This window comes from Streptococcus halichoeri, assembly GCF_019774635.1.
Taxonomy (GTDB): Bacteria; Bacillota; Bacilli; order Lactobacillales; family Streptococcaceae; genus Streptococcus; species Streptococcus halichoeri.
On record NZ_CP081502.1, the window covers coordinates 574,540 to 590,578 of the forward strand.

The 16,039-nt window shown below is 41.8% G+C and carries 15 protein-coding genes; 14 read left to right on the forward strand and 1 reads right to left on the reverse strand.

From position 1 onward, the window contains the following. The first annotated feature begins 310 nt into the window (after positions 1 to 310). The 11 genes from K5J94_RS02875 to jag all read left to right on the forward strand — a co-directional run bounded on the left by K5J94_RS02875 (position 311) and on the right by jag (position 12,264). On the forward strand, positions 311 to 757 hold the full coding sequence (locus K5J94_RS02875) for a dUTP diphosphatase (RefSeq protein WP_221913485.1): 447 nt from the start codon (positions 311 to 313) through the stop codon (positions 755 to 757). Positions 758 to 832: 75 nt separating this feature from the next. After that, complete coding sequence (gene radA / locus K5J94_RS02880) at positions 833 to 2,194, forward strand: DNA repair protein RadA (RefSeq protein WP_159548488.1); 1,362 nt, start codon at positions 833 to 835, stop codon at positions 2,192 to 2,194. Between the two features lie 207 nt (positions 2,195 to 2,401). Then, positions 2,402 to 2,896 (forward strand): beta-class carbonic anhydrase, encoded by a 495-nt coding sequence (locus tag K5J94_RS02885; RefSeq protein WP_221913487.1) that lies wholly within the window; start codon positions 2,402 to 2,404, stop codon positions 2,894 to 2,896. 130 nt (positions 2,897 to 3,026) lie between these two features. After that, complete coding sequence (locus K5J94_RS02890; RefSeq protein ID WP_159564420.1) at positions 3,027 to 3,518, forward strand: LURP-one-related/scramblase family protein; 492 nt, start codon at positions 3,027 to 3,029, stop codon at positions 3,516 to 3,518. A gap of 485 nt (positions 3,519 to 4,003) precedes the next feature. Then, on the forward strand, positions 4,004 to 5,449 hold the full coding sequence (gene gltX / locus K5J94_RS02895; RefSeq protein ID WP_159543300.1) for a glutamate--tRNA ligase: 1,446 nt from the start codon (positions 4,004 to 4,006) through the stop codon (positions 5,447 to 5,449). A gap of 977 nt (positions 5,450 to 6,426) precedes the next feature. Next, positions 6,427 to 7,776 (forward strand): GHKL domain-containing protein, encoded by a 1,350-nt coding sequence (locus K5J94_RS02900; protein ID WP_159543298.1) that lies wholly within the window; start codon positions 6,427 to 6,429, stop codon positions 7,774 to 7,776. Beyond that, positions 7,763 to 9,067 carry a GHKL domain-containing protein gene (locus K5J94_RS02905; protein ID WP_159564414.1) on the forward strand — a complete coding sequence of 435 codons (1,305 nt, stop codon included), beginning with the start codon at positions 7,763 to 7,765 and terminating at the stop codon, positions 9,065 to 9,067. Before K5J94_RS02900 ends, K5J94_RS02905 begins: the two co-directional genes overlap by 14 nt. Positions 9,068 to 9,070: 3 nt before the next feature. Then, positions 9,071 to 9,808, forward strand: coding sequence for a response regulator transcription factor (locus K5J94_RS02910; protein ID WP_159548506.1), 738 nt, complete (start codon positions 9,071 to 9,073; stop codon positions 9,806 to 9,808). A gap of 402 nt (positions 9,809 to 10,210) precedes the next feature. Continuing rightward, a complete protein-coding gene (rnpA, locus tag K5J94_RS02915) occupies positions 10,211 to 10,549 on the forward strand; it encodes a ribonuclease P protein component (protein ID WP_159543500.1) in 339 nt (112 codons plus the stop codon). Further along, positions 10,536 to 11,369, forward strand: coding sequence for a YidC/Oxa1 family membrane protein insertase (locus tag K5J94_RS02920; protein WP_269437379.1), 834 nt, complete (start codon positions 10,536 to 10,538; stop codon positions 11,367 to 11,369). The genes rnpA and K5J94_RS02920 overlap by 14 nt, the downstream gene beginning before the upstream one ends. 10 nt (positions 11,370 to 11,379) lie before the next feature. Continuing rightward, entirely contained in the window at positions 11,380 to 12,264 is an 885-nt protein-coding gene (gene jag, locus K5J94_RS02925; RefSeq protein ID WP_221913491.1) for an RNA-binding cell elongation regulator Jag/EloR, read from the forward strand. A 212-nt stretch (positions 12,265 to 12,476) separates the two neighbouring features. On the opposite strand, the gene K5J94_RS02930 is transcribed toward jag, so the two are convergent. Beyond that, on the reverse strand, positions 12,477 to 13,808 hold the full coding sequence (locus K5J94_RS02930; RefSeq protein ID WP_221913495.1) for an Nramp family divalent metal transporter: 1,332 nt from the start codon (positions 13,806 to 13,808) through the stop codon (positions 12,477 to 12,479). Between the two features lie 411 nt (positions 13,809 to 14,219). On the opposite strand from K5J94_RS02930, the gene K5J94_RS02935 reads away from it, so the two are divergent. The 3 genes from K5J94_RS02935 (at position 14,220) to K5J94_RS02950 (ending at position 16,035) form a co-directional block, all read left to right on the forward strand. Continuing rightward, complete coding sequence (locus K5J94_RS02935; RefSeq protein ID WP_006531779.1) at positions 14,220 to 14,381, forward strand: hypothetical protein; 162 nt, start codon at positions 14,220 to 14,222, stop codon at positions 14,379 to 14,381. Positions 14,382 to 14,385: 4 nt separating this feature from the next. Beyond that, positions 14,386 to 15,318: a replication initiator protein A gene (locus K5J94_RS02940; RefSeq protein ID WP_015695747.1), complete on the forward strand. Its 933-nt coding sequence runs from the start codon at positions 14,386 to 14,388 to the stop codon at positions 15,316 to 15,318. A 390-nt stretch (positions 15,319 to 15,708) separates the two neighbouring features. Continuing rightward, a complete protein-coding gene (locus K5J94_RS02950; protein ID WP_014295381.1) occupies positions 15,709 to 16,035 on the forward strand; it encodes a hypothetical protein in 327 nt (108 codons plus the stop codon). Positions 16,036 to 16,039: the final 4 nt, after the last annotated feature.

Consider the following 16,039-nt stretch of genomic DNA (forward strand, 5'->3'; position numbering starts at 1 on the left):
TGGCACTTGGTTCTCAGCGTTCGCTGTTTGCTTGCCTGGGTTGGGGTGAGACGAAGAGCTTGAGTTTACGTGCTTTAGGCTTAAAGCCTTGCCTGAACCTGGCCTGGAACAGCTCCAGAAATTTTTAGGTGCTTGGTAAGCAAAGCGCAGCGGCTAATTTCAAGGCCGATGCTAAACCAATCGTGAGTTGAGATGCTGATTTGTCATCAGGATTTTGACTCTTTTTTTGCTAATGGCTACTATTTTGCTATTCTTTTTCGAATACATTATAATAGAGGGGCTATCTTTATAGAAAAGGAACAAAAATACAATGAAGCAGCGCGGTTTTGAACTTATCAGAGATTATGCCAATCAGGCTCAGCTATTACCCCAAAGAGCAACGGCTCATGCCGCTGGTTATGACCTAAAGGTTGCTCAGGCCACAAGGATTGAGCCCGGTGAGATAAAGCTAGTGCCGACCGGCGTCAAGGCTTATATGCAGGCTAATGAAGTGCTCTACCTTTATGATCGCTCTTCTAATCCCCGCAAAAAAGGCCTCATCTTGATTAATTCTGTTGGCGTGATTGATGGAGACTACTATAATAACGCTGCTAATAAGGGGCATATTTTTGCCCAGATGCAAAATATCACAGACCAGCCGGTCCATTTAGCGGTGGGTGATCGCATTGTACAGGCCGTCTTTGCACCTTATTTGCTAGCAGATGGGGATGAGGCCGTTGGGCTTCGCACAGGAGGTTTTGGCAGCACTGGTAAGTAAGACCGCTCTTTTGATTGGCAAGACCTATGTCTGATCCGCTGTTTGGAGCAGTTTATAGAAAAAAAGGAAAGCAAATTGGCGAAAAAGAAAGCAAGTTATGTTTGTCAGGAATGTGGTTACCGTTCCCCTAAATATTTGGGGCGTTGCCCCAATTGTTCCGCTTGGTCTTCTTTTGTAGAAGAGGTCGAGGTTAAGGAAGTCAAAAATGCCCGAGTTAGCCTAAGTGGGGAAAAAAGCAAGCCCGTTAAGCTCAAGGATGTCGAAAATATCCATTATGCCAGGACCAAGACCGACATGGAGGAATTTAACCGGGTCTTAGGTGGCGGTGTGGTACCAGGCAGCTTAGTCTTGATTGGAGGCGATCCAGGTATTGGCAAGTCAACCTTGCTGCTGCAAGTGTCCACTCAGCTAGCAGATAAGGGGACCGTTCTGTATGTTTCAGGCGAAGAATCAGCAGAGCAGATCAAACTACGGAGCGACCGTTTGGGCAATCGCGACAATGCTTTTTACCTCTATGCAGAAACCAATATGCAAGAGATTCGAGCAGAGATAGCCACGATCCAACCTGATTTTTTAATCGTTGACTCTATCCAAACCATGATGAGTCCAGAACTAACCGGTGTGCAAGGCTCAGTCAGTCAAGTCCGAGAAGTGACTGCAGAGTTAATGCAGCTGGCAAAAACAAACCAGATAGCGACCTTCATTGTAGGGCATGTCACCAAGGAAGGGACCCTTGCTGGACCGCGGATGTTAGAGCATATGGTGGATACTGTGCTTTATTTTGAGGGCGAGCGCCATCATACTTTTCGTATCTTGCGGGCTGTCAAGAACCGTTTTGGTTCGACCAATGAAATTGGAATTTTTGAGATGCAATCAGGCGGCCTGGTTGAAGTGCTCAATCCCAGTCAGGTTTTTCTGGAGGAGCGCTTGGCTGATGCGACAGGCTCAGCCGTTGTGGTCACGCTAGAAGGCAGTCGGCCTATTCTTGCAGAGGTGCAAGCCCTGGTCACCCCGACCGTATTTGGTAATGCGCGGCGCACAACCACTGGCTTAGACTTCAACCGAGTTAGTCTGATTATGGCGGTGCTTGAAAAACGCTGTGGTCTCTTGCTACAAAATCAAGACGCTTATTTGAAGGCGGCTGGTGGAGTTAAGCTAGATGAGCCAGCCATTGATCTAGCAGTAGCGGTAGCGATTGCCTCTAGCTATAAGGACCGTCCTACCGACCCGCAGACTGCCTTTTTGGGTGAGATTGGCTTGACTGGGGAGTTGCGGCGGGTGACGCGGATTGAGCAGCGGATCAAAGAGGCTGCTAAACTTGGTTTTACACAGATTTATGTGCCAAAAACTGCCCTGCATGGTCTTGATTTGCCTACTGGGATTCAGGTGCATGGCGCAGCCACCGTGGGCCAAGTCCTAAAGGCTATCTTCAAGTAAAAAAGCACCAAAACCTAGTTGCCAGAGTTAGCTGCTTACGCATCAGTCAGCCCTGTAAGCACGGTGGTTTGGGAGCGACCTCTTTCTTTTGCTTTATCTGGGTTGTTAGTTTGCGGATTAGCAGAGAATCAAGCAAGACACTACCTATTAGGTGGGTGGTCGTGTTATGATAAAAGAAAATCAGTAGAGAAGGTGAAGGAAAAGAGATTGTCTTATTTTGAACATTTTTTAGCAGCCAATCAAGCCTATGTGGAGCTACATGGTATGGCGCTGCTCCCTGCTAAGCCAAAGATGCGTGTGGCTATTGTCACCTGTATGGATTCGCGTTTGCATGTGGCGCAAGCCCTGGGCTTGGCCTTAGGCGATGCCCATATCCTGCGCAATGCCGGTGGTCGGGTGACAGATGATATGATTCGCTCCCTAGTGATCTCGCAGCAGCAAATGGGCACACGTGAGATTGTGGTTTTGCACCACACGGATTGTGGGGCTCAGACCTTTACCAATGCTAGCTTTACAGAGCAGATTCAGCATCAGCTGGGCCTTGATGTATCAGGTTGTGATTTTCTGCCCTTTACCGATGTCATCCAAAGTGTCAAAGATGACATGGCTATTCTAAAAGGCTCACCCTTGATTCCAGCTGATGTGGTCATTAATGGCGCGGTTTATGACGTGACGACGGGCCAGATGACCGCGGTCGACTAGCGCTTAGCCGTTTGCCTGACAGAAGCCTGCGCCCTAAGCCTTGACAAGTTCATCAGCGCGTGTTATCATTATTGTATTAATTCTTTGATACAAAATCGCTGCGCAAGCAGTCAGCTGGGAGGTAGGCAAGATGAGAAAGTTTACAATTAAACAAAAGCTTTGGTCTGTTGCGGGCCAATTTGACATAAATGATGAGACAGGCCAGCTGGCCTATCACGTTCAGGGCGCCCTTTTTAAATTCCCAAAAGAATTTACAATAACGGATCAAGAAGGGCGCTTTGTTAGCCGTATCAAGCACCGCTTTAACTGGTTTTTGCCTATTTTTACAGTCACCCTGGCCGATGGTCAAGTCATTCGGATTCGCAAAAAATTCACCTGGATAGGAGCCAACTATACGATTTCCGATTTTGGTTTAGAGGTAGAGGGTGATTTTTGGAACATGAACTTTAGCTTGCTTGATGAAGGGCGTGAGGCAGCTAGGATTCATCAACGTTGGCTGCACCTGCCATCAACCTATGATTTGGAACTCTATGATGACGCCTTGGCGGATCTTGCTATCTCATTGGTCGTTGCTATTGATTATGTGAAAGCCATCGAGGCAAGCAGCGCTTCGACTGGCTAAAAAGCTTTGCTATTTTCCCTCAAAAACTCAGCTTTTTTCTGGGCTGCGCTGCTAGGATCGGTGTGTAGGGCAGAGCCTGGCTGCTTGCTTTTGGACTAGGTAACGTTTTTGAAACAAATAATGGACACAGCCGTAAGTGGGATTGAGCAAATCCCACTGTTTTTTAGTATGGTTTAGGATCAGGATCATTTTGAGTAAGCTTGTTAGGAAGGGTGTACCCCGGTAATGGGCGAGCTTATCTGAGTAGGAAACTTGAAAACGCTTTAAACCAAGTGATTTACGTGAAACTACCCCGCTAAAGCCCATCAAGGGTTAGCTAGACCAGTGCCCAAGGCATTTTGCGTGGATTTTTTTGCGCCTAGCTCGCTAAGGTATGCTATAATAAAATAGATTACTATCTTATTCAGCAGATAGCGAAATGGTTGATTTTACCAGCTTACCCGAGAAAATCAACGATTACCAAGTAATGAAACAGGAGAAATGTCATGACTCAACCCATTCGTGTGCGTTATGCACCAAGTCCAACAGGCTTGCTACACATTGGCAATGCGCGTACTGCTCTTTTTAATTATCTTTATGCTCGTCATCATGGTGGCGATTTTATCATCCGGATTGAAGACACAGACCGCAAGCGCCATGTGGAAGATGGCGAACGCTCGCAGCTGGAAAATCTGCGCTGGCTAGGGATTGATTGGGATGAAAGTCCAGAAACGCATGCTCGTTACCGTCAATCAGAACGCCTTGATCTATATCAAAAATACATCGACCAATTATTGGCCGAGGGCAAGGCCTACAAGTCCTACGTTACAGAGGAAGAATTAGCAGCCGAACGTGAGCGCCAGGAGGCAGCCGGTGAAACGCCACGCTATATCAATGAATTTCTTGGCATGTCACAAGAGCAAAAAGCTGCTTATATCGCTGAGCGTGAAGCAGCAGGGATTATTCCAACAGTGCGTCTTGCGGTTAATGAAACAGCTATTTACAAATGGACTGATCTGGTCAAAGGTGAGATTGAATTTGAAGGTGGCAACATCGGTGGCGACTGGGTTATTCAAAAAAAAGACGGTTATCCCACTTATAACTTTGCCGTAGTGATTGATGACCATGATATGCAGATTTCACACGTGATTCGTGGTGATGACCATATTGCCAATACCCCAAAACAGCTGATGGTTTATGAGGCCCTTGGCTGGCCAGCGCCAGAATTTGGCCATATGACGCTGATTATCAATTCAGAAACGGGTAAGAAATTATCCAAACGTGATACCAACACCTTACAGTTTATCGAAGACTATCGCAAAAAAGGCTACCTGCCAGAAGCAGTGTTTAACTTTATTGCTTTACTTGGTTGGAATCCAGGTGGTGAAGACGAAATCTTTAGCCGTGACCAATTGATTCAGCTCTTTGATGAAAATCGCCTTAGCAAATCACCAGCAGCCTTTGACCAAAAGAAAATGGATTGGATGAGCAATGAGTACCTAAAACATGCGGATTTTGCAACAGTTTATGCACTGTGTAAGCCCTTTTTAGAAAAAGCAGGGCGCCTAACAAAGAAAGCTGAAAAGTTGGTTGAGCTCTACCAGCCCCAGTTAACATCAGCTGACGAGATTATTCCATTAACCGATCTCTTCTTTACTGATTTTCCCGAATTGACAGCTGCCGAAAAAGAAATCATGGCTGGTGAGACAGTGCCAATTGTCCTCAAAGCCTTCAAAGAAAAGCTAGAGGCGATGTCGGACCACGATTTTCAACCTGAAAATATCTTCCCACAAATCAAAGCTGTGCAAAAAGAAACAGGCATAAAAGGGAAAAATCTCTTTATGCCAATTCGAATCGCTGTTTCTGGAGAAATGCACGGACCAGACTTGCCTAATACCATCTATTTATTAGGCCGTGAGAAATCCATCGCGCATTTAGCGAACATGCTATAAGAAAAAACCTGCTATGTTCATTTAGCAGGATCAGATTGGAGAAAAAGTCCACTTTGGACAATTTTCTTCAATCTTTTTTTCTGTGAAGTTCATTAATAACTCTCAGAAACATTGCCAGATTAACGTTTCTAAGAGTTTAATAATGTAACAGCCACCCACTTAGGCTAAGTCAAATGATGCCATTCTATAGGAGTTTGTCGACGTTTTGAAACCTGCTATGTTCATTTAGCCTGTTTTTTAAACTGATGGGTGCAAATGCTCGCCATTTTTTGTTAGCTCTAAACGACCTTGACTAAGAAGAAGGGTAAGAAATATACAGCTCACCAAACTGGCCAAGGGCTCTTTCTGCTGAAGTTACCATAAAGCTCGCTGGTTTTTGATGTCATATATGCTAAGACCAATGTGCGAGGGACTTCTTCCTTAGCCGTGAGCCCTTTATTTTCTAATGTGTTAACATGGCTGACTTTCCAGCAGTGGTACTCCGTTATCATGGCTACTAAGGGTTATCCCGTCAATGTTTGGTCATTCTTGTCGTGTGATGCTGTCTGCGAGTGTAGGTATTGCCTTTTGAGCTTGTTTGAAGTTGTGTTTGGTTAACCACCATATTATTCATTTTGGTGCTGAGTTGCTGTAAATAGTCAGAAAAAAAGATAAAAATGAGATAAAAATAATAAAATAACAAGCACTGTATTAGAGCAAAGTCGGATTTCATGTTATAATGGTGGGACCCAGACTAGCAAGCCAGTGGTCTTATGCTCAGCGTTTTCTTATCTTAAGCCTTTTAACCTTTATCACTAATGAAAATATTTTGAGCTGATTATAATCAAAGACTCTGATACTATTAAAGTTGAATAAGAAAGAGATGAGATAATAGGGTGGTAAGAGTGTTGTTTTATCTTTTTGGAGTATGACAGGGCTTTGCTGCTTTGGGGTAGCTTAATCGTTAAGGAAAAAGAAAGTGATGGTTATCTAGCCATATGTTCTATTTGATTGTTTCAATTATGATTTACTATACCACAGAGATCGCCATTTTTTCTTCGCTTTCAGGGGTCTCTTTTCCCATTTGGAAAAAAGGCTTTATTTTAGCCTTAGCCTTTTTTATGAACCAAAACAGGCTTTTGTCACCTTTGCTGCTTGATCCTTTGATTTTTCTAGTGGTATTAGCAATGGCAAAGCAGCCTTTATGGCGTTTGAAAAGCTTTTTTCTGGCTTTCTTTCCGGCATTTTTTAGTGATTTGACATCGCGGTTTATGATTGCGGTGGTTATTCCTTATTTTTGCTCAGACTGCATGAAGATGATTGAAAGTGGGCTCATGACAATGATAGCTTATGCTTTAGTCTATCCAAGTTTTTTATTGACCAACTATTTTATTGGGAAAGACTACCAAACGATTGTCCAGTCTGAAAATGGTCAGAAGTCACAGCAATTTTACATGGTGTATCTGATTTGTATCCTTGTTTATTATGTTGATATTCTGGTGGTACTGGGCTTTGCGGATCCGTTTATGCGGTTTTCACATCTGATGGTTGTGTTTCCATCTTATAAAATGCTCTTTTTGATTTTTATGTTGCTTTTTGCTTTGCTCTTTTCCTATTTTAACCGAGCGGCGCGCCACATTTTAGAAGAAAAATTATTGACCGAACAGGTTACTTATATTGGTAATTTAGAAAGCTATGGCGTTGAACTGGAAAAACTCTATAAAGATATTGAAAATTTTAAAAAATCCTACCTCAGTCGCTTAGATCAACTGGGTGCAACCATTGCTTGTGGATCGATTAAGGAGATTCAAGCCCTCTATTATGATTCGGTAGGCAATGCAGCTGAATATTGGGATAATAAGCATTATAATCTAGCCAAGCTCAGTAACGTTCACCTGTCATCTATCAAAAGTATCTTGTCTGCCAAGATCATCGAAGCTGAAAAAGCAGGCATCTCTGTGCATTTGGAAGTGCCTGACATCATTACTCATACGTCCATTGCGCCTTTGGACCTGGTGTTGTTGATTGCGATTTTTTGTGATAATGCCATTGAAGCTGCTGTTTTGAGTGAGGCGCGTGAGCTATCAATTGCTTATTTTAACAATGCTGAGGTGCAAATGCTGGTGGTGGCTAATAGCATCAAAGAAGAACGTGTCAATATTGTGGAGATTTTTAAAGAGGGCTATTCCTCAAAGGGAAAGGTCCGTGGTATTGGCTTAGCCAATGTCCAAGCCATTTTGAAGAAGTATCCCAGACTTTCCTTAAGCACCAAGAGTGCTTGCTATGAATTTCGCCAAACACTAGTCATTGGACCAGAAGTGGAAGGAGAGTCCCGTGCATTCCATTAGTCAACTATTATTTTATCTCATTCTTTTTGGGGATACCTGGTACTTTTTTGCTAAAAGTTCAGGGATTAATTGGCGCTTTCGGCGCATTGCTGTGACTGGACTGGTATTTGTCCTGATCAATGTGCTCTTTAATGGCAATTTACTAATCAATCAGGGATTTTTTATCATGCTTGGATTAGTGAACCTGCCCCAAAAAAGCCTATCAGAAACCCTTTTTTATGGTTTGTTTGCTAATATTTTTGTTGAGATTATCTTTCGAACGCTTGTTTTTTTGTTTTTGCCAATTCTTAAGGGCTCCCCACTTTTGGCACACGTTTCGCAGCTGCAGCTCGTGCTCCTTTCTTACAGCTTTGTCTTGCCCAGCTATGCTATCTTCAAATACCTCTTTAGTATTGATATTTCACTGATTCGCTTTATTAGTGAGAAGCGTTTGACAAGTAGAGTTAATGTAATGAACCTGGTCATGGTTGCTTATTTTTTCCTGATGGAGTGGTGGAGCGCAGGCGATAAAACGCCCTCGGTTTTCTATCTAGAGAGTCGTCCTTACATTTTTTTGGTCTACCTGGCCCTGATTGTTGCTTTTATTTTTCGGTTGGATCGCTTTGCTAAGGACGAATTAGAGAAAAAATTAGCTAGCGCTCAGGCAGAACGCATCACCAATCTGGAAAAATACAATGCTTACATTGAAAGTCTGTACCGGAATATTCGCACGATTAAGCATGATTCAGAGAATATTTTGATTAGCCTGAAAGAAAGTATTGATAGTGGGGATTTGACCTTGATAAATCAAGTCTACCAGCAGGTGATTAAGGAGGCAAGAGAATCTCTCTTACACACAACATTTGAATTTACCGATTTGGAAAATGTCCAGGAATCGGTCATCAGAAGCCTTTTGAATGCTAAATGCCATGAGGCCCAAAGCCAGGGAATTGAGCTTTATGTGGACATTCCAGCTTCCATTGAAGGCAATACCATAAAATTAATGGACTTAGTGGTTTTGTTGGGCATTGTCTTGGACACTGCGATTGAGACGACCAAGGGCAGTCAGCGCCCCTTTATTTCCCTTGCTTACTTTAGTCAAGATGCCAAGCAGTTTTTCATCGTTGAAAATAGCATTAGAAGTAAGCAAATTCAGATGGCTCACTTTTTTGAGAATAAAAAACAGCAAGAAGGCAGTCAAAAAGAGCATCATTTTTCGCGCTTTTTTGACATTATTGATGCTTACCCTGCGGCCATCTTTTCGACAAAAAGCCAGCATTATCGCTTACGTCAAATCTTAGAAATGAGGTAATAGATGAATATATTTGTTCTAGAAGATGACTTTGCGCAACAAACGCGCATTGAAACCGTGATTGAAGATATAATTGCTGAGCAGCGCATCCAGTATTATCAGTTAAATATCTTCTCTAGCTCAAAAAAACTCTATGACAGTATCCAAGAAAAAGGGGCGCATCAGCTGTTCTTTTTAGATATTGAAATCAAGCACGAAGCCAAAAAAGGTTTAGAGCTAGCAGCTGAGATCAGAAAGAAAGATCCCTATGCGGTTATTGTATTTGTCACCACGCATTCAGAGTTTGCACCTATTTCCTTTCGCTATAAGGTCTCTGCTTTAGATTTTATTGATAAGGCTGTGGATCAAGACCAGTTTAAAGAACAGATCGAAGAATGCATCAAATACACCCAAGGCTTGATGTCAAATCATATCACTGAAGATATGTTTCAGTTTGAAACGCCTCAAACACGGATTAGACTACCCTACAAGGATATTTTATACTTTGCAACCTCAACCACACCGCATAAGGTCTGCTTATGGACAAAGACGGAACGGCTAGAACTCTATGGCAAATTGTCTGACATTAGGAATGCCTTTCCCCGTTTGTTTATGTGCCACCGCTCTTATCTGGTTAATCTTGAAAATATTGTGCGCATTGATAAAACCAAGCAGCTGGCCTATTTTGCAAATGGTGACTTTTGTATGGTTTCCCGTTTGAAAATGAAAGCTTTGGTCGAAACGTGGCAGCATTTACCTTAAAAAGAGGCTTTCTACCCACTATTTTTGACATTTTAGGACGAAAACCCGACATTTCAGGAGAAATACGATTATTTAGCTAAAAAGGAGCTATAATAACTACTATAAATAAAGACTAACCAATCTTCAGCTGGCTGAGAGGTATCCCTGATGCAATCAAAATATTGTTTCTCTCTCTCTCCATAACTAAATGATATTTTTGATGCGACTTTTTAGTCTTTGGCTGTTGATGACATCAGTTGTCTTTGTTTGGATAACACAATGCTGGTTTTATAGTTATAAAGATTTAGCCTGACTTAATCTTAATGTTAAATTTAGCATGGGTGGGCCTCAATTCTAATCGAGTTGAGGCTTTTTGTGAATTTATGGTATAATGATACTAATTTAGTGAGATGGAGTTACATTTTGAAAAAATCCTATCGTGTCAAGCGTGAGAAAGATTTTAAGGTCATATTTGATCACGGGTACAGTACTGCTAATCGCAAATTTGTAATCTATCATTTACAAACCCAGCAGGATCATTTTCGAGTGGGGATTTCCGTCGGTAAAAGACTAGGAAATGCCGTTACCCGAAACCGCATTAAACGAAAAATCAGACACGTTCTATTAGAATTTAAAGACAGGCTCAAATCTGAAGATTTCGTCGTCATTGCGCGAAAAGGCGTTCAAGATTTAGATTATCAAGCTGTCAAAGCGAATTTAGAGCATGTTTTGATACTAGCGCACTTACTTGAGGAAGGTTAAGAAGGTGAAAAAAACATTTAAACTGGCAAGTTTGCTACCCCTGTCTTTACTTCTAGTTGCTTGTAGCAATGGAGAAGTATCTGCCCGTTCGACCAATGGCTGGGATCAGCTGGTCTACTTTTTTGCTCAGGCAATTGAATGGTTGTCCTTTAATCATTCCATTGGTATTGGGATTATTCTCTTTACAATCATTATCCGGATTATTCTAATGCCGCTTTTTAATATTCAAATGAAATCCAGCCAAAAAATGCAGGATTTGCAACCTGAATTAAAAGCCCTCCAAAAAAAATACCCTGGCAAAGACGCAGATAGTCGTATGGCGCTGGCCGAAGAGAGTCAAGCCCTCTATAAAAAATACGGTGTCAATCCTTATACCAGTCTCTTTCCCCTACTCATCCAAATGCCAGTCATGTTTGCCCTTTTCCAAGCCCTAAGTCGAGTTCCTTCCTTAAAAACGGGTACCTTCTTATGGGTCGAATTGTCACACCATGATCACTGGTATATTTTACCTATCTTAGCCGCTGCCTTTACTTTTTTATCAACCTGGCTAACCAATATGGCAGCCAAAGAAAAGAACACTTCGATGACGATTATGACTTATGTCATGCCGCTAATGATTTTCTTCATGGGTTTTCGCCTAGCCAGTGGGGTTGTCTTGTATTGGGTAGTATCAAATGCCTTCCAAGTCTTGCAAGTCTTATTGCTAAATAACCCCTTTACGATTATCGCAGAGCGTCAGCGATTACTAGAAGAAGAAAAAGCACGCCGAAAGCGTGAACTCAGAGCCCGGAAAAAAGCAGCAAGTAAACGTCATAAATAGGAGTTAAAAAATGGGAATTTATACAGGCAAAACGGTTGAAGCAGCAATTGAAGCAGGCCTAAAAGACCTGCAATTGCCCCGCTTAAAAGCACACATTAAAGTAATTTCAAAAGAAAAAAAAGGTTTTTTAGGTTTTGGCAAACGGCTGGCGCAGGTTCAAGTAGAAGATATTTCAAAAGCCCAGGCAGCACAAACAGCGCAGTCAGAACCGACAGTTACGAAGCCTTCTGAACCAACAGAGTCAAACCAAGCAGCTAGCGCGCCCCAATCCGCCGCATCAGCAACCCTTGTTACGCCCGAACCAGAATTGACAACAGCTGAGGCTAAAGCTCAGATGGGTGAGACACAAAGGCAGCCGGCTCAGTCAGAGAAAGACCTAGCTCAGGCAGATAGCCTTTTAGATCAAGTCTCAGTACAAATGGCTCCTGCCCTTAGCGATGATATTGACCAAGCCACCGCAGAAGTGGCCGACTATGTGACCAAGATCATCTATGAAATGGACATTGAAGCGAGTATTGACACCAGTCATAACCGCCGCCAAATCAACCTACAAATTGAAACGCCAGATGCCGGCCGAGTCATTGGCTATCATGGCAAGGTCTTAAAATCCTTGCAATTACTGGCTCAGAACTTTTTACATGACCGTTACTCTAAATCATTTTCAGTTGTTTTAAATGTCCATGACTATGTGGAGCATCGAACAGAAACCTTGATTGATTTTACCCAAAAGGTGGCTACGCGCGTCTTGGAAACGGGTAAGGACTATACTATGGATCCGATGAGTAACAGTGAACGAAAGATTGTTCATAAAACCATCTCAGCAATCGAAGGCGTGACTAGCTTTTCAGAAGGCAATGACCCCAATCGTTTTGTTGTTGTAAGTTTGCAAAAATGAGGTTGAGGTTAGCTCTGGATTTAAAAACCGAACTTCAAAAAGCCTTTGCACTCTCTGTCAAAGTGACAGAAAGTGCAAGGGCTTTTTAGGTTGTAGTGTCACCTGCTGGCCTCTTAGCCAGACAAACGCCTGTCTTTACAGACTTACTAAGGCAAGGAGCCAAGAGGAGCATTTTTAGCTAACAGCCCCCTACTGGCTAGCAGGCGATAGTGTTAAAAGAGGCTTAAGATTAATTGCAAGTTTAAGAAGGTCAGGATCAGGGCAACACCATAGGCTAACACAGTATTGATTTTGTGGTTGGCAAATTCGCCCATGAGCTCCTTTTTGGAGGTAAAATAGACCAAAGGAAAGATAGCAAAGGGCAGGGCAATGGATAAAAAGATTTGGGAATAAATCAGTAAGTGATCCAGTACAGGCTCTTGGTCTCCAAATATGAAGGCCACCACCAGGACAGGTAGGAGGGCGACTAAGCGCGTGACTAACCGCAGTAGCCATGCAGGAAGTTTGATGTGCAAAAAGCCTTTCATCACAATTTCGCCGCAAAGGGTCCCTGTAATTGTAGAATTTTGCCCACTAGCCAAAAGCGCCACAGCAAAAAGGGTAGATAAAAGCGGACTAGCAATCGGGCCAGCAATAGCCGGATTGCTAAGTGCCTGATACATTTCAGAAAAGGCGCTAATGTCATTTGCATGACCGTAAAAGAGCGCCGCTCCTAAGATCAATAATAAGGAGTTGACCACAAAGGCAATCGACAATTGGATATTAGAATCCCAGGTCATAAAGCGCACAGCTTCTTTGATATGCTTACGCGAGCTATAATCTATTTTTCGGGTTTGCGACAAAGAAGAATGCAAGAATAAATTGTGAGGCATAACGGTCGCACCGACAATGCCTAAGCCCAGTGTTAAGACAGAATCTTGCCCTGCTTTTGGTGCTTGCCAAAGCGCCGGCTGAATCAGGTAGCCCTTCAAAAGGAGGTTAAGGTCTGGCTGAGCGAGCCAAACCATATAAAGAAAGATGCCCAGGATGCTTAAAATCAGGGTTCCCACGATGGCTTCAATCTTGCGAAAACCAAGCTTCATCAGCAATAATAGTAAGAAGACATCTGTAATGGTTAACACAATGGAAAACAAGATAGACCAGCCAAAGAGCAGGTGAAGCGCAATCCCAGCCCCAATAACCTCCGCTAAATCAGTGGCCATTAAGGCGAGTTCCGTAATGATAAAAAAGAAATAACGCAGTGGTTTAGAACACTTCTCGGCAATCATTTGCGACAAGTCCCGCTGGGTGACAATGCCAAGTTTTCCGGACATTTGTTGTAGTTGCATGGCAATCACCGAAGAAAGCAAGATTGCCACTAAGAGGATGTATTTATAGCTGGCGCCTGCAACGACACTGGTAATCCAGTTGCCTGGATCCATGTAGCCAACTGCGACCAGCATGCCTGGCCCGGTAAAAGCGAGCAGGAGCCGGCCAAAGGAGGCTCCTGACTGAACCGGGATTTTTTGAGGCGTATCAAGCAATTGAGAGTTTTCAGTAGACATATGATTTCTCCGCTAAGTGGTGTTTAATTAAATATTAAGTTTACTTAATAATTCATTATACCACAAAATGAGCTAAGCGGCTTTTTCTGCCTCGCTTTTATAGGAAGTGGTCATTTATCCCTTATCCAAAAGGGTAACCAAAAGCCCAGGAACTGCCAACAAAAGGTGAGATGTCGCTCTCAAGGCTCTAGTCAACAAGGCTCAGTCCCTCTCTTAGAAAAAATGCTGCTAGTAAGCAGGAAGTGGTTTTATATCACTAGTCAGAAAAAATGCTTTTTGGAAGAGGGGATTTATCCCTTGCAGATATGAAGTAAGTGTCTAGAGTTTTGAGAATTAATAAAATAAATCTATAAGTCAAGAGAGCAATGAAAATTGTTCTCTTTTTCTGTACTAAAAAGAAAGGATACAAACATGACTTCTAATGAACTACATTCGCGTGAAATACTCATTGAATTTTTGATGTTTGAGTTAAAAATTTCACGTAAAGAAAGTCAAAGTCAACTTGCTGAATTAGAAAAATTTGGTCTTATTGAAATAAAACCAAATGGTCAGCTTTATTTTAAAATGGTATAGATTTATGGTTTTTAATGCAATAACTGTAGAACAGTATGAAACGTCTGAACGATATTTTAAACTTCCAAAACTTTTATTTGAAAGTCCTCGTTATGAAGATATGCGATTAGATTCAAAAGTATCTTATTCAATCTTAAAAGATAGACTAAGCCTTTCCCTAAGAAATAATTGGGTTGATGAAGAGGGACGAATTTATCTAGTTTATTCAAATACAAGTTTGATGAAAATTCTTAAAGTATCAAAGTCAACTTTGTTAAGGATAAAAAAACAATTAGCTGAATACGATTTAATTAAGGAAGTTCAACAGTCAACTAGTAGTAAAGGAAACCTTGCTAATCGTATTTATCTTGGAAACTTGATTGTTGATGATTTTGACGCTAACGATGATGAATTACCCGGGGTGTCAAATTTAGACCAGGGGGGTGTCAAATTTAGACCAGGGGGGTGTCAAAATAATACGGGGGTGGTGTCAAATTCAGCCCCTAATGAGACTGAATATAACGAGACTAATTATAGTGATCATATTAGTTCTAGAAAGACTGAGAAAAATTCTAATGAATTTTCACAGTCAACTGAAACTAATCAGTCATTATCACAAAATCAATCAACTCCATTCGTTGAACCAAAGTATTATTCTCTCTTGCAAATAATTGCTGATAAATACAATGAGCAACTGTTTGGGTTTCCTACTGTTTTAACAATGACTCATAACCAGAAAATGAAAATCGGACAATATTTAGCAAGTGGCTATGTAACAAGTGCTGAAGTATTAAACATGATTGAACGTATTCCGAAAGATAGCACTTCTCCATTAGCGTATTTGCTGAAATCACTAGAAAACTTAAAACAAGAACGACTGTATGAGCAAAAAAGTATAGCACATTTAAATGCTGAAAATTACTATAGCATGAAAAAAGAAGGTGATGAAAATGTTTAGTGTCGTATTCGTAGTCATAAGTTTTGTAGCTATCATAGGGATTACCTTAGTTACTGTTGAAGCTCACAATGCTCCATTATTGGCTGATGATGAAATGACAACAATATCATATCCAAACCACAACACTCACAAAACACACAATGTTGCTTAACAGCAATCATTGACCTGGGCAAGTCACAAAACTACTTGTGACCTTTGATAATTAAATACCAACACCGATCTGATCAGCAAGCCTATGGAATAACAATGCATAAGGAAGGCGGTGTTACAGCCTGCTAAAGTAGTAGGCACGTCCTGGCTTAACTCCTGTTTAGGAGTTGTGAGTATTACTCATGCGTTTGTTTATTGCGGATAGAATTATATTCTACAAAAGCAAGAAAGGAGTTTGCTATGCCAAACTTACAAAAAGTATTTGATAGACCAGAAATGACTCTATCAGACTTACGTCTTCTTGGACAACAAGGTGAAGCTATTCTTTACCTTGTTGACGGAAGGCAAGCCATTGTCAGACCAAAGTTTGCAGTAGTGCAAGAAAAACGAATGGTTAATGGCAATTGGCAAGTTGTTAGTGAAGAGATTCTCCGTTTTCACGAGATCTACTCAGCAATTCTAACCGTCAAGCGAAAACACTTTATCATTGCTGAGAGAATTAATCGAAACGGAGATAATCTTCTTGTGTTAACAGGAGTTGGCTATCATCGCCAACGAAATGAATAAAGGA